General features: G+C 67.5%; 24 protein-coding genes and 1 pseudogene. 10 read left to right on the top strand and 15 right to left on the bottom strand.

Features of this window, described 5'->3' with window-relative positions; all coding sequences use genetic code 11:
• Positions 1-62 precede the first annotated feature (62 nt).
• From CA982_RS23995 to CA982_RS23980, 5 genes are all read left to right on the top strand, one after another.
• Positions 63-422 carry a MerR family transcriptional regulator gene (locus CA982_RS23995; RefSeq protein ID WP_086537638.1) on the top strand — a complete coding sequence of 120 codons (360 nt, stop codon included), beginning with the start codon at positions 63-65 and terminating at the stop codon, positions 420-422.
• Positions 423-576: 154 nt separating this feature from the next.
• Positions 577-1,020: a hypothetical protein gene (locus tag CA982_RS26990; protein ID WP_244176481.1), complete on the top strand. Its 444-nt coding sequence runs from the start codon at positions 577-579 to the stop codon at positions 1,018-1,020.
• Entirely contained in the window at positions 1,010-1,342 is a 333-nt protein-coding gene (locus tag CA982_RS23990) for a transcriptional regulator (RefSeq protein ID WP_244176479.1), read from the top strand. The genes CA982_RS26990 and CA982_RS23990 overlap by 11 nt, the downstream gene beginning before the upstream one ends.
• A 194-nt stretch (positions 1,343-1,536) precedes the next feature.
• Positions 1,537-2,085 (top strand): hypothetical protein, encoded by a 549-nt coding sequence (locus tag CA982_RS23985; RefSeq protein WP_244176477.1) that lies wholly within the window; start codon positions 1,537-1,539, stop codon positions 2,083-2,085.
• A 28-nt stretch (positions 2,086-2,113) separates the two neighbouring features.
• Positions 2,114-2,680 carry a hypothetical protein gene (locus tag CA982_RS23980; protein ID WP_086537635.1) on the top strand — a complete coding sequence of 189 codons (567 nt, stop codon included), beginning with the start codon at positions 2,114-2,116 and terminating at the stop codon, positions 2,678-2,680.
• 58 nt (positions 2,681-2,738) lie between these two features.
• Here the strand turns inward: CA982_RS23980 and CA982_RS23975 are convergent, their stop codons facing one another.
• The 7 genes from CA982_RS23975 to CA982_RS23950 all read right to left on the bottom strand — a co-directional run bounded on the left by CA982_RS23975 (position 2,739) and on the right by CA982_RS23950 (position 8,702).
• On the bottom strand, positions 2,739-3,137 hold the full coding sequence (locus CA982_RS23975; RefSeq protein WP_086537634.1) for a hypothetical protein: 399 nt from the start codon (positions 3,135-3,137) through the stop codon (positions 2,739-2,741).
• A 163-nt stretch (positions 3,138-3,300) separates the two neighbouring features.
• A complete protein-coding gene (locus CA982_RS27095) occupies positions 3,301-3,432 on the bottom strand; it encodes a hypothetical protein (protein WP_255220179.1) in 132 nt (43 codons plus the stop codon).
• A 44-nt stretch (positions 3,433-3,476) separates the two neighbouring features.
• Positions 3,477-4,316: an HpcH/HpaI aldolase/citrate lyase family protein gene (locus tag CA982_RS23970; RefSeq protein WP_086537633.1), complete on the bottom strand. Its 840-nt coding sequence runs from the start codon at positions 4,314-4,316 to the stop codon at positions 3,477-3,479.
• Positions 4,313-5,476, bottom strand: coding sequence for an acyl-CoA dehydrogenase family protein (locus CA982_RS23965; protein ID WP_086537632.1), 1,164 nt, complete (start codon positions 5,474-5,476; stop codon positions 4,313-4,315). The genes CA982_RS23970 and CA982_RS23965 overlap by 4 nt, the downstream gene beginning before the upstream one ends.
• 78 nt (positions 5,477-5,554) lie before the next feature.
• Positions 5,555-6,937 (bottom strand): MmgE/PrpD family protein, encoded by a 1,383-nt coding sequence (locus CA982_RS23960; RefSeq protein WP_086537631.1) that lies wholly within the window; start codon positions 6,935-6,937, stop codon positions 5,555-5,557.
• Entirely contained in the window at positions 6,934-8,148 is a 1,215-nt protein-coding gene (locus CA982_RS23955; RefSeq protein WP_086537630.1) for a CaiB/BaiF CoA transferase family protein, read from the bottom strand. The genes CA982_RS23960 and CA982_RS23955 overlap by 4 nt, the downstream gene beginning before the upstream one ends.
• The gene (locus CA982_RS23950) at positions 8,145-8,702 is read right to left on the bottom strand and encodes a MaoC family dehydratase (RefSeq protein ID WP_086537629.1); all 558 of its coding nucleotides are present in this window, start codon (positions 8,700-8,702) and stop codon (positions 8,145-8,147) included. The genes CA982_RS23955 and CA982_RS23950 overlap by 4 nt, the downstream gene beginning before the upstream one ends.
• A gap of 255 nt (positions 8,703-8,957) precedes the next feature.
• Here CA982_RS23950 and CA982_RS23945 point away from each other — a divergent pair, with 255 nt between their 5' ends.
• From CA982_RS23945 to CA982_RS23935, 3 genes are all read left to right on the top strand, one after another.
• The gene (locus tag CA982_RS23945; RefSeq protein WP_086537628.1) at positions 8,958-11,036 is read left to right on the top strand and encodes a hydantoinase/oxoprolinase family protein; all 2,079 of its coding nucleotides are present in this window, start codon (positions 8,958-8,960) and stop codon (positions 11,034-11,036) included.
• 1 nt (position 11,037) lies between these two features.
• Positions 11,038-12,858 carry a hydantoinase B/oxoprolinase family protein gene (locus tag CA982_RS23940; RefSeq protein ID WP_086537627.1) on the top strand — a complete coding sequence of 607 codons (1,821 nt, stop codon included), beginning with the start codon at positions 11,038-11,040 and terminating at the stop codon, positions 12,856-12,858.
• A 68-nt stretch (positions 12,859-12,926) separates the two neighbouring features.
• Positions 12,927-14,171, top strand: coding sequence for an amidase (locus CA982_RS23935; RefSeq protein ID WP_425269106.1), 1,245 nt, complete (start codon positions 12,927-12,929; stop codon positions 14,169-14,171).
• A 10-nt stretch (positions 14,172-14,181) separates the two neighbouring features.
• Here CA982_RS23935 and CA982_RS23930 read toward each other — a convergent pair whose 3' ends face one another.
• From CA982_RS23930 to CA982_RS23900, 7 genes and pseudogenes are all read right to left on the bottom strand, one after another.
• On the bottom strand, positions 14,182-14,907 hold the full coding sequence (locus tag CA982_RS23930; protein WP_086537626.1) for a FadR/GntR family transcriptional regulator: 726 nt from the start codon (positions 14,905-14,907) through the stop codon (positions 14,182-14,184).
• Between the two features lie 128 nt (positions 14,908-15,035).
• A pseudogene (locus tag CA982_RS23925) lies at positions 15,036-15,293 on the bottom strand (hypothetical protein); the annotation flags it as partial.
• Between the two features lie 264 nt (positions 15,294-15,557).
• Positions 15,558-15,992, bottom strand: coding sequence for a hypothetical protein (locus tag CA982_RS23920; RefSeq protein WP_086537624.1), 435 nt, complete (start codon positions 15,990-15,992; stop codon positions 15,558-15,560).
• Positions 15,989-17,170, bottom strand: a complete 1,182-nt coding sequence (locus tag CA982_RS23915; protein ID WP_086537623.1) for an FAD-binding oxidoreductase — start codon at positions 17,168-17,170, stop codon at positions 15,989-15,991. The genes CA982_RS23920 and CA982_RS23915 overlap by 4 nt, the downstream gene beginning before the upstream one ends.
• Before the next feature lie 81 nt (positions 17,171-17,251).
• Positions 17,252-17,746 (bottom strand): RrF2 family transcriptional regulator, encoded by a 495-nt coding sequence (locus CA982_RS23910; protein ID WP_086537622.1) that lies wholly within the window; start codon positions 17,744-17,746, stop codon positions 17,252-17,254.
• 79 nt (positions 17,747-17,825) lie between these two features.
• Positions 17,826-18,059 carry a DUF2510 domain-containing protein gene (locus CA982_RS23905; protein WP_086537647.1) on the bottom strand — a complete coding sequence of 78 codons (234 nt, stop codon included), beginning with the start codon at positions 18,057-18,059 and terminating at the stop codon, positions 17,826-17,828.
• A gap of 94 nt (positions 18,060-18,153) precedes the next feature.
• A complete protein-coding gene (locus CA982_RS23900; RefSeq protein WP_086537621.1) occupies positions 18,154-18,903 on the bottom strand; it encodes a DUF72 domain-containing protein in 750 nt (249 codons plus the stop codon).
• A 134-nt stretch (positions 18,904-19,037) separates the two neighbouring features.
• Here CA982_RS23900 and wrbA point away from each other — a divergent pair, with 134 nt between their 5' ends.
• Entirely contained in the window at positions 19,038-19,637 is a 600-nt protein-coding gene (gene wrbA, locus CA982_RS23895; protein WP_086537620.1) for an NAD(P)H:quinone oxidoreductase, read from the top strand.
• Positions 19,638-19,923: 286 nt separating this feature from the next.
• The gene (locus CA982_RS23890; RefSeq protein ID WP_086537646.1) at positions 19,924-20,418 is read left to right on the top strand and encodes an FBP domain-containing protein; all 495 of its coding nucleotides are present in this window, start codon (positions 19,924-19,926) and stop codon (positions 20,416-20,418) included.
• 456 nt (positions 20,419-20,874) lie between these two features.
• On the opposite strand, the gene CA982_RS23885 is transcribed toward CA982_RS23890, so the two are convergent.
• Positions 20,875-21,157: transposase (locus CA982_RS23885; RefSeq protein ID WP_144066108.1), on the bottom strand; the 283-nt coding region annotated here is incomplete at its 5' end.

The following is a 21,157-nucleotide window of genomic DNA, read 5'->3' as shown; positions in this document are numbered from 1 at the left end:
GAGGAATAGGCCGGCGGTCTTTCCGAACGACTCGCCGGCGGTGGACTGCGTATAACTGGAGTATGCGGATCGGGGAGCTCGCACGACGAACAGGCGTGAGTGAGCGGTCGCTGCGTTACTACGAGGAGCGTGGTTTGCTCGCCGCCGACCGGACGCCCGGTGGGCAACGTGAGTACACCGAGACCGCAGTGGATCGTGTCATCCACATCCAGGAGCTCTACGCCGCCGGACTCAGCAGTCACACGATCGCGAGACTGTTGCCGTGCATGCGCGACTCGGACGGCGGTCCCTCGGCCGCTGCGACACCCAAGCTGGCCGAAAGTCTCGCCGCCGAGCGGGCGCGTATCGACGAGGCGATCCGTGATCTGCGGACTTCGCGGGCCGTGCTCGACGACGTCATCGACGCTGCGCTGCGGCGCTGACTCAACTGATCGAGAATTCGGAGCGTGTTCAAGAGTGACGCGTTACCCGAGTTGCCGGGGCCGTCGGCCACTCACCAAGTGGTATCGGACTGTTTCAGACGGGTTGTGTGTCAAAGGTTCCCGATGAGCGGCCAGGAGTGCTACTGTTTCCGTCATGGAAACTGACGGCTGGCCTCCTGGTCGTGACGATGCGCGCCGACTCCTGGATGAGGCGCAGGGGGCCGAAGCGGCGACGCGCAACCCGCCGTTGCCGCGGAGGTTCTTCGTCGCGCAAGCCGCGCTCCTCACGGCGGTCTGCTGGGCTCAACCACTCCCGGAAGGACCGTCGAAGGCGATCACCGTCGTCGGGCTCATCGCGGTCGTGGCGGTTGGCGTTCGATGGGTGTACGCGAGACCCGGATACGGCGTCGTGGCACCCGATGTCGGCGCCTCGCTCCCCTACGTCGCGGCGATGGGCGCTTTCGTCGGCGTCCCGGCCGTCCTGGCCATCGGTCTCGAGATCCCCTGGCTCTGGTTCGTTGCCGGCCTCGCGGCCGGTGCGACGACACTGGACATGGGCCGCCGCTACCGATCCGGAAGGACCACCCGTGCCGCCTGAACCCCTACCCGGTTTCGACCCGCTCATCCACGCGCCGTATCGATTGCGGATCTGCGCGATCGCCCATGCGGCCACGTATGTGGAGTTCGGTGAGCTCCAGACCCGACTGGAACTGTCGAAGTCCGCATTGAGCAAACACGTGTCCCAACTGCTCGAACACGGTTACCTGGAGGAGGAATACGTCACTCGCGCAGGGCGTTCGCGGCTTCGGCTGTCACTGACAGAACGTGGACGACAGGCCTACCGAGGCCATACCGCCGCCCTCAGAGCGATCATCGAGACCGCAGAACACGACACCATCCACCCAGACGTCGTGCAGTAGGACCGCCCCCGCGACTTCACCCCTCCCCGCGACTACACCCCTCCGACCACTTCGTCCCACCGAGTACCGGTCCGGTGCTCGGCCGAACATCGCTGCGCCGACGGCGCGCCGCACCCCACCCATGGCCTCGTCACCGACAACAGGGTCCTCGCGTATCCGCCTGTGTGACAACCACCGACCGGAAGGTACATCTTGTGTCCCCCAATCGAATTCGACTCGTCGCCGCTGCCGCCGCATCGATGGCCACACTGTCCTGTGCCGCGGCCCCGGCCGCCATGGCCACACCCACAGCAGTGTCGGTAGGGCATCCTGTTGCCGCACAGAGTCTCTCGTTCGCGATTCCCGCAATCGGCGGCGTCGAGGCCGGCCCCGGGGGCGTGCCCGGCGGATCGTTCCAGCAGACGCGGGTCGTCGCCCGGCCCGCACCTGAGTCGTCGGTGGTCTTCAGCGTCACCGATCCCGCGCCGTGGTTCTACCAGTACGCCTACCGCTATGTGTCGGTGTCGTGGCGCAACCTGGCGACCGGCACCAGCGGAACAGTGGCACTGCGCCATTGGCAGCGTCCCTCGTTCATGCCGGGGACCGTGCCCGTCACCGGTTATCCGGTCACCCTGCCGACGTCCGCAACCGCTCGCACGGGCGCCGGACCGGTAGTGGCGACCGTGACCGTGCTGCGCGAGCAGTACAGCGGCACCGCCACCAGCAGCATCATCCCTGGACTCAACGCACTACTGGTCCCCTGACCACACCGACGTCGAAAGGGACACGGGCATGATCTCTTCCACCCGCTCGCTCATCGGAGCCGGCGCCCTCGCTCTCGCAGCCTCGGCGGCGATCGCGATCGCCGGATGCAGTTCCGACACCGGGACCGCCTCGGAGTCCGCTTCGTCAGTGGCGAGGGCGCTCTCGGGATCAGCCGCGGTATCGCATCCGACCCGACCGGCCGACACACCACAAGTCGCTCCGCCGACACCCGGTGCGGGAACCGATCCGGGGGGCGACATCGACACCGGGCAATCCCCTCCCGGCGCCGCCGGGAGCAGTGCTGCGGCCTCGTCCGGACCCAGCGGTGAACGCCCGGTCGATCCCAACGAGCCCTCAGCCGCCGGCACGTTCTGCGGAGACGGTTACAACGGCCTGGCTGTGTTCACATTCGGACCCGACTGTCCGACGGCGATGACCGTCCAAGCCGCCTTCGGTGCTCGGCTCGCCGCCGGCGACACCGGCACCTTCGCCCTCGACGCCGCCGGACAGCGGTGGATCTGCGGCGAGGGAACCGCACCGGTTCCCTACCTGGAATGCTCCAGCAACATCGGAGCCGTGCGCCTCGCCTCGTGACCATCGCCGTTGACCTGGCGGCGGCGCCATCCGACGCGGCTTCCGGAAGTCCCGGCGGTCAGCTGTAGAAGTAGACCGTTGTCGTCTCGGTGGTCCCGGTCTCACCCCAGTATCCGCGGATCACGGCCTTGTATCGGGTGTCTTCGTACGCCGTGGCCAGGCTGCGGCAGGTGTTGCCTGCGTTGCCTCCGGCGTAGGTGTTGCGGTCGGTGAAGTCGTGACTCGGGCCCGGTCGGCTGACCGCGGTCAGGGTGACCCGAACCGAGCGGGCCCCCTCGGTGTTCCAGGCGAACGCACAGAACTGATCGCCACCGTCGTCGTAGGTCGCGGTTCCACCTTGCGTGCTGGCGGAGAACGAGTTCGCCGAGGCAATCGGCGACCCCACCACGCTGAGTACCGCGGCCGCGCCCATCGTGCCCGCGACGATCGACATCTTCTTCACCACTGACATGTTCATGATGCCGACCCTAGGATCGTCGTCAGCACATCACAGCTGACCCCGCGAACACTTCATCGAGCTGTCACCAGGAGTTCGGCTGGGCCATCGGTTCGCAAACATCTTGCCTGCCACAGTTTCCCGTCTCGACGCTCGTGAGTGCACGCGGGGCGCCGGGAGGCGTCTACTTGACGCCGGAGAACACGTACTGCAGCACGGCGAGTGCCAGCTCGTTGTCCTGGATCGCCTGCCACAGGATGTTGTCCACCATGTTCGTCTCCGTTTCGATGTTCGCGTGAGGGGTCGGGTCCGGCACCGAGCAGGACACCGTGGAGTCATCCCGACCCGGCGCTGTCGATCCTACGTCGACTGCCGGGCCAGAGTTCGCCGGGCGATCCGCGCGACGGCCTCGTCGATGAGGCGTCCGGCGCTGTCGGTGGCCGCAGCACCACCCGCCGCGTCGAACGCGGACAGGACATCGCGGGCAGCGGCGACCTCGGACTCGGCCGGGGTCATCCCGGCTCGCGCCGGGGCGATCTGCCGCGGATGGATGCACGCCCGGCCGAAGAAGCCGAGACCGATGAGTTGCCGGGTCTCGACCTCGTATCCGTCGACGTCCTCGATGTCCGGCGACGCCGCGGCCAGGGGCGGACGGATCTTCGCAGCGGCCGAAGCGGCCACCACTTGCGAACGTGCCCAGAGCAATTCGTTGCCAACCACCGGCGAGACACCGAGATCCGCGGCGAGGTCGACCTCACCGATCTGGACGAACGCCACCCGCGGGCCCGCCGCGATCGATACCGCGTTGCACAGGCCGGCACCGGTCTCGATGAGCGGCGACACCGGCGTTCGCGGGCCGCCGAACTCGGCTTCCAGTTCCGTCAGCAGACCGTCCACCCGGTCGAGCGTCGCCGCGTCGTCGACCTTGGGCAGCCAGACCCCGTCGGCTCCGGCCCGGACCGCCATGGTCAGGTCGTCGAGCAGTTCTGGGCCCGGGTTCACCCGCACCCAGGCGGGCACACCCGCGCGGTCTGGGCTCGCCAGCCATTCGCCGACCGCGATGCGTGCGGAGTCCTTCCCCGCAAGCGGGACCGCGTCCTCGAGGTCGAGGACGATCGCGTCCGTATCCGAGCCCGCCGCCTTGTCGAACCGCTCCGGCCGGTCCCCCGGGACGTACAGGAAGATCAGCGCGGGGTTCATCCGACGGTGACGGAGCCGCTGACCAAGGCCTTGGCGATGACCGTGCGCATGATGTCGTTGGTGCCCTCACCGATCGACATCAGCGGCGCGTCCCGGTAGTAGCGCTCGACGTTGAACTCGGTCGAGTAGCCGTAGCCGCCGTGGATGCGCATCGCCTCGAGGCTTGCCGAGATCGCCGTCTCGGAGGCGAAGTATTTGGCCATGCCGGCCTCGCCGTCCACCCGGGCACCCGAATCCGCCTTGGCCGCAGCCCAGTACGTCATCAGACGGGCCGCCTGCAGCTGGGTGGCGATGTCGGCGAGCTTGAGCTGGATGGCCTGGAAGTCCGAGATCGGCTTACCGAATGCCGTCCGCTCGCGTGAGTAGTTCAACGCCGCGTCGTAGGATGCCTGGGCGATGCCGACACTACGTCCGGCGATGTTGAGGCGCCCGATCTCGAGGCCCGACAGCGCCTGCTGCATACCGCGGCCCTCGACGCCCCCGAGCAGCGTCGACTGCGGGACGCGCACCTCGTCGAGGAAGATCTCGCAGGACTCGGTGCCCTTGTAGCCGAGCTTGCCCATGTCGCGCTGGACCTCGAAGCCGGGAGTCGTGGTGTCCACCAGCAGGATGCTCATGCCCTTGTGCGCCGGGCTGGCGGTCGGGTCCGTCTTCACCAGCACCGGAAGCACATTCGCGTGTCGCGCGTTGGTGATCCAGGTCTTGGTGCCGCGGATGACGTAGTCGTCGCCGTCCTTGGTTGCGGTGGTCGTGATGCCCTGGAGATCGGTTCCGGCCCCGGGCTCGGTGAGACCGATACCGGTGCGGCACTCGCCACTCGCCAGACGCGGGAGCCACTGCGCCTTCTGCTCGTCTGTGCCGTGCCGCGAGATCATCCAGCAGGACAGGTTGTGACTGCCGAGGATGCCCGCGATGCCCATCCAGCCGCGGGCGAGCTCCTCGTAGACGAGGGTGAACGACACCATGTCGAGTTCGAGTCCGCCGAACTCCTCCGGTGTGGTGATCCCGAACAGCCCCATCTCCCGCAGCCGGTCGACGATCTCGGTGGGATACCTGCCGGTGCGCTCCCATTCGTTGGCGACCGGGATGATCTCCTTGTCGACGAGCTGACGCAGGGCCGCACGGAAGTCGCGCTGTTCGGAGTTGAAGCTAAAATCCATTGTGGAATCCTTGATCTGAATGATGGGCCAGGAGAACCGCGGTGGTGTCTGCGCCGACCGCAGGCGAGAAGACCGGTGTCAGCCGGCGACGACGGCGGCCGCGAGGCTCAGGACCGGCCGGACAGACGGGGCGTCGCCCAGCCCGAAGACAACCTCGACCAGAGCGTCCGCGTCGGCGCCCCCACCGCTGTTGCGCCGGAACTTCTCGGCGACCGCGGCGTCGTCCATCGGTCGGCCGGAGGTGCCGCGGCTGCACGGCACCTCGCCGACGACCCGGCTGCCGTCGTCGAAGGTGATGACCGCCCGGCCGGCGGCGTCGGCGGCCGGGCGATCATCGGGTGCGGAGACGACGTCGACGAGACCGGCGGTCGCCGCGACATCGGGTCGCACGATCGAGTCCTCGGCGTAGGTGTCCACGGTGACCGCCCCGTCGTGGACGAGCGCGGCGACGCTCCACGGGAGGTCGAACTTGGCGTCGTAGACACTGCGCGGTGCCCGGGTACCTGTCCCGGGTCCGCACACGATGTCCAGGCTGTCGGGATGCACGTCGACCGTCATGGCGGTGATTCGCGTGGGCGAGGCGCCGAGTCCCTGCTCACGTGCGGAGTCGAGGGCGGCACCCACTGCATCGAGTGACGCGTGCATGAGCTGGCAGCTCGGATACGGTTTGATACCGATACTGGCGCTCTCCCAGCGTGTTCCGAGGTCGGCGACGATCGCGTCGGGGTCGATGTCGCGGTCGGCGAGCGCACGGTAGAGTCCGCGCCTGCCCTCCAGCACCGACTCCGGGCCGCTGGCACCGGCCATGGCCAACCGCGCGGCCAGCACGCCACTGAATCCGGCATTGCCGGGGTGCAAGGTCTTGGTGTTGGCGCCCGTGTCGAGGAACTCGAGCAAGCCGCCCGACGACGACGCTGCGATGCCGATCGCATCGGTGAGCGCATCGGCGTCGGCACCGTAGAGGAGTCCGGCGGCGACGGCCCCGGCGAGCGGACCGACGACGGCGGTGGCGTGCAGCCCGCGTGAGTGGAAGCCGTGGGGAGCGACCGCGCCGAGACGGCAGGCCGTCTCCAGTCCGGCCACCAGCGCGATCAGCGCCTGCGCCCCGGTGGCGTCGACCTCCTCGGCGACCGCCAGCACCGCCGGGGCGACGACCGTGGTCGGGTGCACCAGCGCGCCGGCGTGCGTGTCGTCGAAGTCGAGCGCGTGCATCAGCACGCCGTTGGCGAACGCCGCCGCCGGGGCGGAGATCGCCTCTGCGTCCCCGAGGGGATGTGCTTGCGCCGGACCGCCGAGCCCGCGGGCGACCGACAGACCCGGTCCGCCCTGGTCGAGCCGGCGGGCACCGACGCCGTTCCCGATGCCGTCGAGGAGGTGCCGGAGTGCGGCGCGACGGGTGGTCTCGGGAATGGCGTCGATGGTCAGGCCGGCGGCCCAGCTCGCGATCCGGCGGGCGGTCACGACGGAGCCTGCTGCGCGAGGGCGCCGAACGCACCGTCGTCGACGAGACCCCGGATGTCCTCGGCGCTGTATCCCAGCAGGCTCATCACCTCGTCGAAGTTCTCGTTGCGATGTGGTGCCCGACGATACTCGGGCTGCTCGGCGCCGAAGCGCACCGGTGAGGTCACCTGGCGCACCTCGCCCCACACCTCGTGTTCGGTCGTCGCGATGAGGCCGCGCGCGAGCGTGTGCTCCTCGGTGAGTGCCTGCTCGACGTCGTTGATCGGGCCGGTGGGCACACCTGCGGTGGTCAGCAGCCCCACCCAGTGCTCGACCGATGCCTCGGCAAACCGCTTCTCCAGCAACGGAAGGAGTTCGTCCTTGTGCTGGCCGCGCGCGGCGAAGTCGGTGAAGCGCGGGTCGTCGAGCAACTCCGCCAGACCGATCGCCTCGGCGAGGCGCACCCAGAACTTCTCCTTGGCACAGCCGACGACGAACCAGCCGTCGGCGGCCTCGAACGCCTGGAACGGGACGAGAGAGGGATGCGCGGAGTTCTTCGTCCGTCCGGGACGGTAACCGGCATTGAGGTGCCAGGCCGCCGGGTAGGTGAGCATCGAGACCGCGGTGTCGTACAGCGAGACATCGCAGTCACCGCCGACGCCGTCGCGTCGCGCGGCGTGCAGACCGGCCAGCAGGCTCAGCGCGGCGACGAATCCGCCGGAGAAGTCGACCAGCGACAGACCCGATTTGGTGGGTGGACCGTCGGGATCGCCGGTGAGGTCCATCCAGCCGGCGAGACCCTGCAGGATGTAGTCGTAGCCGGGCTGCTTCGCTCGCGGACCGGTCATGCCGAAGCCGGTGAGACTGCAGCACACGATCGCCGGGTTCAGGTGCTTGAGGTCGTCGTAGGTGATCTTCATCTTCGCCGGGACGTCGCCGCGCAGGTTCGAGTACACGGCGTCGCTGGTCCGCACGAGATCCTCGAAAACCCTTCGCCCGCCCGGTGTTCCGAGGTCGAGGGAGAGGCTGCGCTTGTTACGGTTGAAGGCCTCGAAGAACAGCGAGTCCTCGCCGGTGTTATAGGGCGGCACATATCGGCCGACGTCGCCGCCGGACTTCGGCTCCTCGATCTTGAGAACGTCGGCACCGAGATCGGCCAGATGGACACTGCCGAACGGACCCGCGCCGTACTGCTCTATCGCGATGATCCGGACGTCCTCGAGCGGCCTCATCGGGTCGCCTCCGCCGAGCTCTCCGCGGTCAGTTCGGTGAGCGACGGTGCCTTGACCTCGGGGAAGTAGTTCTGCCCGATGCCGCTCTCGCGGGTCGCGACCATCACCGAACGCTTCCAGGAGATGACGACCTCGCCGTCCTGGTTCACGCCGCGCGTCACCATCGACACGATGCCCGCGTACGGACGGGACTGCGACAGCCGGAGGTCGGTGCAGATGCTCTCGGCGTAGATGGTGTCGCCGACGTACACCGGGTGCGCGAGCTTGACATCGGTGAACTGCAGGTTCGCGACCGCGTTCTGGCTCATGTCGATGACCGAGAGTCCGAGCACCAGGGCGATGGTCAGGCCCGAGTTCACGATGACCTTGCCGTCGGTGATGGGATTCGTCGCGGCCAGGTGTTCGTTGAAGTGGTTCTGGTTGGTGTTCATCGACAGGCACGTGATCCACGCGTTGTCGGTGTCGGTGATGGTGCGGCCCATCGGGTGTTGGTAGACGTCGCCCACGACGTAGTCCTCGAAGAAGCGTCCGAGCGTGGCGGGATGGGTGGTCAATGGTCCTCCTCAGGGTGCGGCGTCGTGGGGTACACACAACGAGCCGTGACGCGGACCACCTTAAACATCTGATCTTTAGTACGTCAAGGGCTGGTTCGTCCTGGCGATACCTCGAATTTACATCCAGGTGTTGCCGAAACCATCCGATGTATTGCATGATGCTCCCCAGCGCAGCTATGGCTCAGATCACTCCCGTCATCGGGTACACAGCTGACGACGTCGGGGTGACGGCATGAACAGAGGAAGCGAGTTTCGATGAAGCGAATCGGCGTGGATGTGGGCGGCACGTTCACCGACCTGGTCCTGTGGGACGACGACGGGACGGTCACGGTGCACAAGACGCCGTCGACCAACCACGATCCCTCGATCGGCACGATGGACGGGATCGGGGTGCTCGCCGAACGCGCGGGCATCGACGTCGCGGACATCGAGATGTTCTTCCACGGCACCACCGTGGCCACCAACATCGTGCTGGAGCACAACGGCAGCGACGTCGGCATGATCACCACCGACGGCTTCCGGGACCTCCTGCACATCGCGCGCAAGAAGCGCCCCTTGAACTACTCCAACTACCAGGACCTGCCCTGGCAGAAATGGCAGCTGGTCCCCCGCCGCAACCGGCGGACCGTCGCGGAACGGATCGACGCCGCGGGCAACGTGCTGACCCCGCTCGACGAGGACGCCGTTCGTCGTGAGATCGGCCTGCTCCGCGAGCGCGGTGTCGAGGCGATCGCGGTCGCGTTCCTGCACGCCTACCGCAACCCGACGCACGAGCGTCGCGTCCGCGAGATCATCGCCGAGGAGTACCCCGGCGTGTTCGTCTCGCTCTCGAGCGACGTCGCGTCGCAGTACCGCGAGTACGAGCGCTTCTCCACGACGGCCCTCAACGCCTTCGTCGGTCCCAAGACCTCGCGCTACATCGAGAACCTCGCCGGCAAGGCCAAGGATGCGCAAGTCGGTGAAGACGTCCACCTCATGACCTCCGCCGGCGGCCTCGTCACCTCACGAAGTGCGAGCGAGGTGCCCGTCTCGTTGTTGACCAGCGGCGTCGTCGCCGGCCTGCTCGGCGGTTGCTTCATCGGCAAGGCATCGGGATACCCGAGCGTCATCACCCTCGACGTGGGCGGTACCTCCGCCGACATCGGCGTCGCGCCCGACGGGAAGCTGCGTATGAAGCACCTCCTCGACACCCGGATCGGCGACTATCACGCGATGGTCCCGATGGCCGAGGTCGACACCATCGGCGCCGGCGGCGGCTCGATCGCCAGCATCGACGAGGGCGGCATGTTCCGCGTCGGCCCGCGCAGCGCGGGCGCGATGCCCGGGCCGGCCTGCTACAACCGCGGCGGCACCGAGCCCACGTCGACCGACGCCATGGTCGTCATGGGCTGGCTCGGCGCCGACAGCTTCCTGTCGGGGACCATGGAGGTCAAGCCCGAACTCGCCACCGAGGCGGTCAGGACCCACATCGCCGACAAGCTCGGCGCTGATCTGGAACACGCCGCGATGGGCATCTTCCAGATCCTCGCGCATTCGATGACCGAGGCCATCTCGCTGCACTCGGTGCGTAAAGGCTATGACCCGCGCGAGTTCTCGCTCGTCGCCGAGGGTGGCGCCGGGCCGCTGTACGCCTGGCAGATCGCCGAGCACCTGGGCATCCCGCGCGTCATCGTGCCCGGCCACCCCGGGATCACCTCGGCCGTCGGCCTGCTGACCACCGACGTGCGCTACGAGGTCCCGACCACCGTGTGGACCTCGTCGGCCGAACCGGATCTCGAACTCCTGCGACGCGAGATGGATCGCCTCTCCGAGCAGGCGGTCGCCCAGTTGCGCGCCGACGGCATCGCCGAGGACGCGATCACCCTCGAGCGCAGCGTCGACTGCCGTTATGTCGGACAGGGTTACGAGCTGCGCGTCCCCGCGCCGGCGGGTGAGATCACCGCCGAGTGGGTCGAGCAGACCGCGGCCACCTTCCACGAGGTGCACGGCCGCACCTATTCCCAGCGGTTCGACGACAAGCCGGTCCAGCTGGTCAACATCCGCGTGACCGGTGTCGGCGCCGTCGAGCACATCCGGATCTCCGAGATCGAGAAGGGCGACGCCGACGCGTCGGCCGCGATCAAGGCGACCACCCGGGCACTGTTCTGGAAGAACGACTCGGCCGACCCGGAGTGGGTCGACACCCCCGTCTACGACCGCGCACTGTTCAAGGCGGGCAACACCTTCGAGGGCCCGGCCATCGTGCAGCAGTTCGATTCGACGACCATCGTCGGTATCGGACAGAAGGCCACGGTCGACGCCGTCGGTCACATCATCATCGAGAGGAGCGCCTGACATGGCGAAGGCCCTGATGCCCACGGACGGCGTTTCGCTTGCCGCCGAGGCGAACCGGACATGGAACACCGTCGAGGTCGACCCGATCACGCTGCGCGTCATCGGTGGTGCGCTGAACTCGATGGCCAAGGAGATGGCCCAGGTCCTCTACCGGATGGCGTACTCGAGCCTGATCCGCGAGTCCGAGGATCTCGGCGCGGGCATCTTCGACGTCAACGGTCGCGAACTGTGCGAGTCGGATTCGACTCCGATGCACTGCGGTTCGATCCCCGCCTACATCCGCGGCGTGAATCGCAAACTCGCCGGGACCTACAAGCCGGGTGACGTGATCCTGCACAACCACCCCTATCACGGTGCGGCGCACTCCCCCGACTACGGCGTGATCATCCCGATCTTCTGGGAGGGTGAACACATCGGTTTCGCCGGCTGCACCGGCCACGTCTCCGACATCGGCGGCAACTTCCCCGGCCTGTGCATGGACGTCGTCGACGTCTGGGCCGAGGGCAAGCTGATGGACTCGATGAAGATCTACGACGGCGGCGTCCGCAACGACATGCTGATCCAGCACATCCTGGACAACGTGCGAACCCCGGAACAGAACCGCGGCGACCTCGAGGCGCTCATCGCGTGTTCGCGCATCGGCGAGAAGCGGTTCGTCGAACTGCTGGAGAAGTACGGACTCGACGTCGTGATGAGCGCCGCCGACCGGTGGATGGACTACTCGGAAGAGATGCTGCGCAGCCGGATCCGCCAGATCCCCAACGGCAGCTACGAAGCCCCGATCGGTTACCTCGACGACGACGGCAAGAACCGCGGTGTGCCGCTGAAGGTCGCGGTGCGCGTGCAGGTCGAGGACGAGGACGTCCTCATCGACCTCACCGGCTCGAACGATCAGGTGCCGACCGCGTTCAACGTGCCGTTCGAGGGCTCGGTGCTGCCGGTCGCGGTCAGCGCCATCCGCACGATCCTGCTCGACGAGCACCTCACCGAGGAGTTCGTCCCGCAGAACGACGGCTGTTTCCGTCCTGTGCGCGCCTACGCGCCGGAGGGCACGATCTTCAACCCGGACTTCCCGGCCTCGTGCTTCGCTCGCTTCTCACAGGTCAACCGCATCTTCGACTCGATCAACCTGGCGCTCGCGCCGGTGCTGCCCGAGCGGGCGATCGCCGGGTCGTCGGCCGCGCTGTGCGCCATCGCCTACTCCGGTCTGGCCGAGGACGGCGAGTCGTACTGGGTGTACATCGAAATCAACGAGGGTTCCTACGGCGCCCGTAACGGCAAGGACGGCATGGACGCCGTCGACGCCCTGATGGCCAACACCCGCAACAACCCCATCGAGGAACTCGAGCTCAATCACGCCATGCGCGCGGAACGCTACGAACTCCGCGACGAGTCGCCGGCCCCCGGCCAGTGGCGTGGCGGCATCGGCAGCGTGCGGACCTGGTACATGCAGACCGACACCTTCCTGGGTTCCGAAGCCGACAACCGTACCGACCCGCCCGCCGGCGCTCTCGGCGGTGGCGACGGCGCGTCGGGATCGTTCGTCCGCAACCCCGGTACGCCGGACGAGGAAGTGTTGTTCTCCAAGGTGACCCAGGAGGTCATCCGCGAGGGCGAGCGTCTCGAGATCCGGATGCCCTCGGGCGGCGGCTTCGGCGACCCGTTCCTGCGCGACCCGTTCGCGGTGCTCTCCGACGTGTGGGACGAGTACCTGACCGCGGACGAGGCGCGCCAGGACTACGGTGTCGTCGTGAACACCGACGACTGGACCGTTGACGCGGCGGCCACCGAGCAACTCCGCGCCTCCCGGGTGGCGTCCTGACCGGTGACTTCGGAGGGGCCGGCGATCCTGTCGTCGGCCCCTCCGGCGTCGGGAGCGGACCGGGCGGGGTGCGTTCAGCCGACATCGTCTCCGTCGCCGAGCAGCTCAACACCGTCATCTCGTGGGTGCCCGAACAATCCGGCGTTGACCCCGATGCCGCATCCGGTCCACTATCCGAGCTGCGGATCGGCGTGAAGGACAACATCGAGGTCGGCGGAGTGCGCTCCACCTGTGGGTCCGAGTACTTCGCCGACCGGGTGGCATCTGCCGACGCGGCGTGCGTGACCGCGTTGAAGCAGGCCGGTGCCGTCATCACCTCGACGCTGAATCTCGCCGAGTTCGCCGTCGGTGTGACGAGTCAGAACTCGGCCTCGGGTGGGCCGGTGAACCCGTGGGATCCGACGCGAGTGCCCGGCGGTTCGAGCGGCGGTTCCGGTGTCGCGGTGGCGGCGGGAGTCGTCGATGTCTCGCTCGGCACCGACACGGGCGGATCGATCCGCCTGCCTGCCGCGTGCTGCGGTGTGACCGGCCTGCGTCCGTCCGTCGGCGTGCTCGACATGACCGGGATCTTTCCGGTGAGCGCGGATTTCGACACCGTCGGTCCGCTGGCACGATCGGCCGCTCAGGTGCGGGAGACGTTCGCGGTGCTCGCCGGCTCCGACCCCGGACCGGGGTCCGCCGGGCCGATGCGTGTCGCGGTGCCCTGGCCGTTCGTCACCGACGAGGTCGACCCGGCGATTCGTGACGCGGTGCTCGGGACCGCCGACCTGCTACACCGGCTTGGTCACACGATCGTCGACATGCCTGTGCCCCTGGCCGACACGGCACAGGACGTGGTCTACACGCTGATCTACGCCGATCTCGCGAAGACCCACGCGGAGCGGTTGCGCGACGAGCCGAGTCGGTTCCAACCGGCGACTCGTGAGCGAATCCGGCTGGGACTCAGCATCTCCGATGAGCAGCTGGTCGGCGCGCTGCGGCGGCGCGACGAGTTCCGTTCGGCCCTGCTGGATGTGTTCGCCACGGTGGACGCGGTCCTCACGCCGGCGATGCCCGTCGACGTCCCACTGCTGGGTGGTGGTGATGCGGTGGTGGAACAGGCGCGTCGGATGGGGCAGCTGACCTACCCGTGGTCGTTGCACGACGGCCCGACGCTCGCGCTGCCGGTGGGAGTTCACCCGTCCGGGATGCCGATCGGGGCTCAGCTGACCGCGGCCCACGGCGCCGAGGCCACGCTGTTCGCGCTGGCCGAGCAATACCAGGAGCACACCGACTGGCACCGTCGACGCCCGCCGGTCCGCGTGGACGGGTGAGGCGCCCGCGTCAGCTCTGGCGTCGGAGCAGGTCCATCTGTTTGTAGACGTCGCCGAGGTGGTCGAGGTGGCGGCGCATGAGCGTCATCGCGGTCATCGAGTCCCGCGCCTCGACCGCCTCGAGGATGGCCCGGTGGTCTTCGTCGACGCACTTCCAGAAGTCCTCGGGTGCGGTGTCCCGGCTGAACCGGCTGCCGATCACCCGGAAGACCGGCACGGTGATGAGGTCGAGGAGCGGGTTGTCGGCGGCGCGGAGCAGCACGCGATGGAATTCCTGGTTGTTCGCGTACACCTCGGGACCGATCTCGCCCAGGGGATCGAAGATGGTGGCGCGCAACTCTTCCAGGTGCGCGTCGGTGTGGCGGTAGGCGGCGACCCCGGCGGCGGGGACCTCGGTGAGCTGCCGGACCTCCATCAGCTGGTCGACGGTCACCCCCTCGGCCGCCGCGAGCAGGGTGACCCCGGCTTCGAGGTGGGCGCTCAGCTGCCCGATGTCGGGGGTGGCGACGAAGGTCCCGCCGGTGACCCCGCGTGTGGTGTGGACCAGATTCTCGCTGGCCAGCGAGCGGATGGCCTCCCGGACGGTGCTCTGCCCCACTCCGAACTCGGCCCGCAACTCGGTGTCGGGAGGCAACCGCGTACCGGGGGTCAGTTCTCCCGCCAGGATGCGTACCCGGAGCGCGTCGGCCACGACCTGGTACGCCGGGCGCCGGCCGGACTTATTCGCTTCCGTCACAACATCTTCCGATCGTGGATGGGTGTGACCCAACTTACCAGATCGACGACCCGGAGCCGACACTGCGGCAACGGCTTTCGGATGTCATCGGCGGGGGTGGACACCCCTGCGTGGTCGGCGCCGGTACGTCAGGCCGATCGTCGGCGGCTGGTGCGCCGGGTCGACGCCTCGACCTCCGCGATCGCGGTGCGAAGCATCTCCGCGAAGCGGCTCCAGTACGCGGCCTCGGCGTCGTAGAACCGGATGGTCCGAGAATCGGCGCCCGCCAGTCGAGCAGTGTTGGCCCTGCTCTGCCAGTGCTCCCACTGGTCGTCACACACCTCGAGATAGCCGGTGAGTGTGGCGGCGTCGTGGTTTCTCAGTGCGGCGATCCTGGTCGGCATCGAAGTCCCCTCGTCGGCGTGATTCGGCTACACGCTATGCCGGGGGTACGACAATCCCGGAGCTTGCGAAGCGCCACCCCCCTGCCCCATTCCGTGACCGACAGACTTCAACTCGACTCCTAGACCTCGATCGAAGTCCATCGGTCGAGTTGAAGTCTGCCGGTCGCGGGCCCGCCCTGCTGTGGTTCATTCGATTCAGGGAACAGAGAACGCTCGCAAGCTCGCTCCTCGGTGGGCGCCGGCCGACCACCGCCCCGCGGCCACCGGTCAGGTCGCGCCGATCAGCACGGCGACGCCGAGCCAGATGAGTGCGACGACCTTCACGACCTCGAATCCGACGTACACGAGGTGGGCGTGACTGCGCGGCCCCTCGTGCCCGGCGAGCACCGCGTCAGATCGCTTGGTCAGGGCGGGTCGTACGACCGCCACCTGGATCGCGAGCGCGGCGATCGCCACGACGGCCGCAATCGGCTCGGCGAGACCCAGCCAGGAGCCCACCAGGACGGCGACAAGAATACCTGCTGCCCAGATGATCTCGGCTGCGTTCAGCGCGCGGAACACCAACCGGCCGATGCCGAGCCCGATGGGCAGGGTCACCCCGGGTGCGCGGAACTTCAGCGGAGCCTCGATGAACGAGATGGCGAACACCATGCCGAGCCACACGAAGGTCAGCGCGGTGACGACCGCAGCCGCGGTGCTCATCGGGCGCCGGTGCGCAGCAGTTCCGGACCGAATGTCTCGTAGTGAATTCGGCTCTCGTCGACCTCGTGGTCGAGGAATGCCGCGCGCATCGACGAGAGGAATCCGGTTGGTCCACACAGCATGACGTGCGAGTCGCGATCGATGTCGACGTCGTCGAGCGTCATCTGTCCGACCCGGATCGAGTCGGACACCACGTGAGGCGACGTGTGCTCGTACCACTGGATCAGACGGCCCGAAAGCAGTGAATCGACCAGCGCGGCCAGCATTCCGCGGTGCGGTTGACGATCCCGCGAACGGTCGGCATGGAGCACGGTCACCGGCCGGGTGTCGTGCCCCTCCGACAGCGCGGTCAGCAAACCGATGACAGGTGTACAGCCGATACCTGCCGAGGCGAGCAGAAGCGGCGCGTCGTCGTCGGGCAGGACCAGGTCACCGAACGGCGTGCTGACATCGAGGAGATCGCCCTCGAAGATCTGCTCGTGCAGATGCGCCGACACCTCGCCGGCGAGTTTGACACTGAACCGCCATCGCGACTCGGCCGGTGAACCGGTGAGACTGTACTGACGGATCTGGCGAGCACCGTCGAGAAGCGGAACCTGTACCGAGATGTACTGTCCGGGACGAAATCCCGGCAAACGCCCGTCGATCTCCGACACGGTCAGGGCGATCGTGTCGGGTGAGATTTGCACGCGCTCGGTGACCCGCACCTGTCGCCAGACCTGTCCGGGATCGACCTGGGCGTCGGCATACAGCTGCGCTTCGGACGCGATGAGCAGGTCGGCCATGTCCCAGTAGAGCTGGTCCCAGGCGTCGGCGACCTCGGGGGTGACCGCGGCACCGAGTACGTCGACGATCGCCGCGAAGAGATGTTCGTGCACAACGGCATACTGCTCGGCGGTCACCCCGAGCGACGCATGCTTGTGAGCGATGCGATCGAGGATGAAGCGCTGTCGACGGATGTCTGGTTCGAGCTGGAGACGGGCGAACGCGGCGATCGAACCGGCGAGCGCCTGCGACTGTTCACCCGATTTCTGGTGAGTCCGGTTGAAGAGATTGTCGAGCAGGCCCGGGTGCGCAGCGAAGAGTCCCCGATAGAACCGCGGGGTGATCTCCCCGAGCGATCCTTCGACGGCGGGGAGCGTGGCGGCGATCGTCGCGCGTTGGGTGTCAGACAGCATGAGAACTCCTTTGTTCATCTGCTCATCGGTTGGTGCGCAGGGAATCTGGGGCGTCACCGGGCCCGTTTCGTCCGGGACGGGTCAGGAGCCGAGGCGTCGGGACGTCGTCGCGGACGACCCGTCACCGGACGGACGCGGCGTGAGCGACAACAACACGGCGGTCGTCGGCTCGCGGGCGAGGTCGGCGACCGTCTCGGCGTCCAAGCTCTCGTAGAAGGCCGCGACCGCGCGGGCCAACGAGCCCCGGAGCCGACAGGCGTGCCGTAGCGGACAGGGTTGTGCGCCCTCGCATTCCACGACCTCGCCATCGCCTTCGAGCGAACGCGCCAGCCATCCGACGCGCGCCTCGCGGCCGAGTTCGGTGATCGTCAGCCCGCCAGTCCGACCGCGTCGGGCATGAACGACGCCCATCTCGGACAACCTGCCGACGACCTTGGCGACGTGCGTGTACGGGACCGCGAGTTCCCGGGCGAGATCCTTGGTGGTGAGAGCTGTTGCAACAGAGCCGTGTTGGTCCGCGACCGCCAACCGCATCACGACCCGGAGGCCGATGTCGGTGAAGCGTGTCAGCTGCATGTCGTCAGTAGACCATAAATTGGTAACCCTGATACCAATTAAATGTGGTGATGCCGGTCACGCGAAGTGGCCCGGGTCCCTAGTCGCCGACAGTGGTGTGCGGCCGGGTGTGAGCGGTCCAGGTCTGGCCGTCGTGGTACCGGTCCATGACCGGGTCCTGCGGGTCCGGGTACCAGCCACCCACGACTCCCTGGACGCCGCCGCCCGCCGATTTCCTCGAGTTGCGCGAGACGAACACGACGATCCCGGCGATGCCGGCACCGAGAACGCCCAGCAGCGCGAGCAGTACGACGAGCATCAGGAGGATCGACATGCTTGCACGGTACCGAGCGCCGGACGCGTTGCCCACGTCGTGGGCGGTAACTCTGCTCCGATTCCGCCGAACGACGGACCCGCCGATGGGGCGCTCAGCCGACGGTCTTTACGGGTATCCCCATTCGTTCCGCACGGCGAATCATGGTGAAGGCGTTGTCGATAGCGGCGCAACCCGGGTCGTTGTTGAAGAAGACGTACACATCGCACGAGTCGTCGTAGAACTCGGACAGACGCCGCAGCCAACTGTCGATCGCACGGGTCCCGTAGCTCATCGGTCGTCGCGACGTCCCGCCGTGAAGCCGCAGGTATCCGAAATCTGCTGTGCGCCAGAGTGGATTGAGGATCCGGTTCTTCCGGTCGGCCCAACACAACGCCGCGTTGTGCCGTTCGAGTACCGACCGGGTCTCGTTGGTCCACCACGAGTCGTGCCGGGGCTCGACCGCGACCTGAACCGTCTTCGGGAACCGCGCGAGCGTCTCGTTCAGGGCGTCGGGTGCCGCGCGGAGGTTGGGAGGCAACTGGAGGAGTACCGGTCCCAGCCGACCGTCGAGTCCCGCCGATCGGTCGAGGAAGCGCTGGACCGGTTCGGCCGGCTCCTTGAGTCGCTTGATGTGCGTCAGGTAGCGACTCATCTTCGCCGCCATCCGGAAGTCGGCGGGGACGGTCTCGGCCCAGTTCTCGAACGCCTTCTTCTCCGGTAGCCGATAGAAGGTGTTGTTGACCTCGGCGGTCGGGAACCGCTGGGCGTAGTAGTCCAGCCACAGGCGTTGCGGGAGCTTCTCGGGGTAGAACGCGCCGCGCCAGTCGCGGTACTGCCAACCGGAGGTGCCGATGAACAGCATCGTCGCGGCTATCCGTTGGGGACGGGGCTACGAATCCCGTCCACGACGAGTACTCGGCATTCGCGTGGGTGTCGAATCACGAGCTTCGGGTACCCGTCGGTGGCATATGCCAATCACCGAGACGGGAGTGACACATGACCAAACTGGCGATCATCTACTACTCGGCCACCGGGCACGGCACCGCGATGGCGCAGGCGCTGTCGGACGCAGGCGAATCCGCCGGAGCCGAGGTCCGTGTCCGCCACATCGCCGAGACGCGGGATCCGGAGACGTTCGCCGAGAATCCGGCGTGGTCGGCGAACTACGAGGCAACCAAGGACCTGCCCGCGGCGAGCGGTGACGACATCGTCTGGGCCGACGGGGTCATCTTCGGTAGCCCGACACGGTTCGGCAGCACCGCGTCGCCGTTCCAGACGTTCATCGATTCGCTCGGCGGACTCTGGGCCGAGGGCAAATTGGCCGACAAGGCCTACGCCGCCTTCACCTCGAGCCAGACCGCACACGGTGGCCAGGAGACCACGCTCACCGGGCTCTATACGTCGCTGATGCACTTCGGCGGCATCCTCGTCCCGCCCGGTTACACCGACGGGCTGAAGTTCGCCGACGGCAACCCGTACGGCGTCTCCCATGTCACGGGTCCGGAGAACAAGAACGACCTCGACGACGCGACGAAGGCCGCGCTCGCGCACATGGCGCAACGAGTGGTGGGCATCGCCGGCCTCCTCGCCGGTTGAATCATCGCGCCAGAATCCGTTCCCGCTCACCCGATCCGGTTGGGCGGGAACGGGACTTGTCAGAGGGATGAGAATCGGAAACGGGTTGACAGCGATGGCGCAGGGGTTCACCATCGGTCTTCGTGTCTGTCAGTGTGTCGCCCTCTGGGCGTGAGGAGGTCGTCGGCGTCGTGCGCGCCGACGGTTGAGCACCCCGCCCCGATCGGCGCGCGTCCCACCAGTTGCGGACCGCGCCAGTCGAATCGTGCTCTCTTCTCCTCCTCCGACACCTGAGGTGTACACAACCATGCATCCATTGACCGAAGCCCAGATCCGCTCGTCGTTCGTCAACGCCTCGCTGCGCGAACGCAAGAGCGTGACCCTCCCGCCCGACTTCGACGACTTCGATTGGGAAAAGCTGGATTTTGCCGGCTGGCGGGATCCGAAGCTCCCGATGGTCGCGTACGTGATCATCCCGACCGACGATGACGTTGTCGGGATCATGCTGCGACTCGGCGGCCGCCAGCCGCGCAACCGGCCGCTGTGCTCGTTCTGCGAAGACGTCCACCTGCCCAACGAGGTGGTCTTCTACAGCGCGAAATTCGCCGGTGCCGCTGGACGTAAGGGCAACACCGTCGGGACGTTGATCTGCTCGAACTTCGAATGCTCGGCGAACGTTCGCGCCAAGCCGTCGGCCATCTTCGCCACCGACGACCCCGAAACCGTGCGCCAACAGCGGATCATGGCTTTGCAGACCCATCTCGCCGGCTTCGCCCAGCGCGTGGCGAGCGGCGACAGCTGACGCGCGCCGAGAGCCGCCCTCGGCACCTGATGTGCGAGCGAGGCCCCACCCCTGCTCCGACGTGGCCCCCTGCTCCCCGACAAGCGAGCGAGGCACCACCCTGCCCCGACGTGCGAGGCCCCACCCCTGCTCCCTGAGGAGCGGCCGGAGCTTGCGGAGGCTGCGTCACGAAGGGTCCTGGTGAGACGGTTGCGGGACCCTTCGTGGCTCGTCGCTTGCGCTCCTCGCACCTCAGGGAGCGGAGGGGTGACCACTGGCGCTCCTCGCACCTCAGTTTCTGCGGCCTGGCGGCCGTCGTGGACTGCTAAACAACCGTCGTGCTCGGTGCGCGACCACATTCACTGCTCCCTGAGGAGCGAGCTTGCGAGCGTCACGAAGGGTCTCGCAAGCTCGTCTCGCCAAGACCCTTCGTGACGCGCCCTCCGCAAGCTCCGGGCGCTCCTCATAGCTCCTATGTCAAGCGGCTTCGTGTTGTGGGGTTGTGCGGTTGTGGTGATCGAGGGTGAGGTTGTTGTAGACGACGCGGGCCAGACGTCGCTTGAGGCAGCGCATGGCGTCGCGTTTGGTTTTGCCTCCGTCGCGTTTGCGTTGGTAGTAGGTGTGGCCGAGGGACTCGGGCATGCGGGCTTGGGTCAAAGCGATGCGGTGCAGGGCGGCGTTGAGTTGTCTGTTGCCTGAGCGGGTGAGGCGATGGCGGCCGGGGTTGGCCGACCACACTGGCACGGGTGCGACGCCGGCG

Origin of the sequence: Gordonia lacunae, from assembly GCF_002149015.1 — a bacterium.
GTDB lineage: Bacteria > Actinomycetota > Actinomycetes > Mycobacteriales > Mycobacteriaceae > Gordonia > Gordonia lacunae.
Note: the sequence above shows the minus strand (reverse complement) of the source record. Positions and strands in the feature narration are given on the sequence as shown.

Excerpts from the sequence above, each read along its gene's own strand:
- CA982_RS23995 (WP_086537638.1), top strand. The coding sequence starts at position 63 with ATGCGGATCGGGGAGCTCGCACGACGAACAGGCGTGAGTGAGCGGTCG.
- CA982_RS26990 (WP_244176481.1), top strand. The coding sequence starts at position 577 with ATGGAAACTGACGGCTGGCCTCCTGGTCGTGACGATGCGCGCCGACTC.
- CA982_RS23980 (WP_086537635.1), top strand. The coding sequence starts at position 2,114 with ATGATCTCTTCCACCCGCTCGCTCATCGGAGCCGGCGCCCTCGCTCTC.
- CA982_RS23975 (WP_086537634.1), bottom strand. The coding sequence starts at position 3,137 with ATGAACATGTCAGTGGTGAAGAAGATGTCGATCGTCGCGGGCACGATG.
- CA982_RS23970 (WP_086537633.1), bottom strand. The coding sequence starts at position 4,316 with ATGAACCCCGCGCTGATCTTCCTGTACGTCCCGGGGGACCGGCCGGAG.
- CA982_RS23965 (WP_086537632.1), bottom strand. The coding sequence starts at position 5,476 with ATGGATTTTAGCTTCAACTCCGAACAGCGCGACTTCCGTGCGGCCCTG.
- CA982_RS23955 (WP_086537630.1), bottom strand. The coding sequence starts at position 8,148 with ATGAGGCCGCTCGAGGACGTCCGGATCATCGCGATAGAGCAGTACGGC.
- CA982_RS23945 (WP_086537628.1), top strand. The coding sequence starts at position 8,958 with ATGAAGCGAATCGGCGTGGATGTGGGCGGCACGTTCACCGACCTGGTC.
- CA982_RS23940 (WP_086537627.1), top strand. The coding sequence starts at position 11,038 with ATGGCGAAGGCCCTGATGCCCACGGACGGCGTTTCGCTTGCCGCCGAG.
- CA982_RS23920 (WP_086537624.1), bottom strand. The coding sequence starts at position 15,992 with ATGAGCACCGCGGCTGCGGTCGTCACCGCGCTGACCTTCGTGTGGCTC.
- CA982_RS23915 (WP_086537623.1), bottom strand. The coding sequence starts at position 17,170 with ATGCTGTCTGACACCCAACGCGCGACGATCGCCGCCACGCTCCCCGCC.
- CA982_RS23910 (WP_086537622.1), bottom strand. The coding sequence starts at position 17,746 with ATGCAGCTGACACGCTTCACCGACATCGGCCTCCGGGTCGTGATGCGG.
- CA982_RS23905 (WP_086537647.1), bottom strand. The coding sequence starts at position 18,059 with ATGTCGATCCTCCTGATGCTCGTCGTACTGCTCGCGCTGCTGGGCGTT.
- CA982_RS23900 (WP_086537621.1), bottom strand. The coding sequence starts at position 18,903 with ATGCTGTTCATCGGCACCTCCGGTTGGCAGTACCGCGACTGGCGCGGC.
- wrbA (WP_086537620.1), top strand. The coding sequence starts at position 19,038 with ATGACCAAACTGGCGATCATCTACTACTCGGCCACCGGGCACGGCACC.
- CA982_RS23890 (WP_086537646.1), top strand. The coding sequence starts at position 19,924 with ATGCATCCATTGACCGAAGCCCAGATCCGCTCGTCGTTCGTCAACGCC.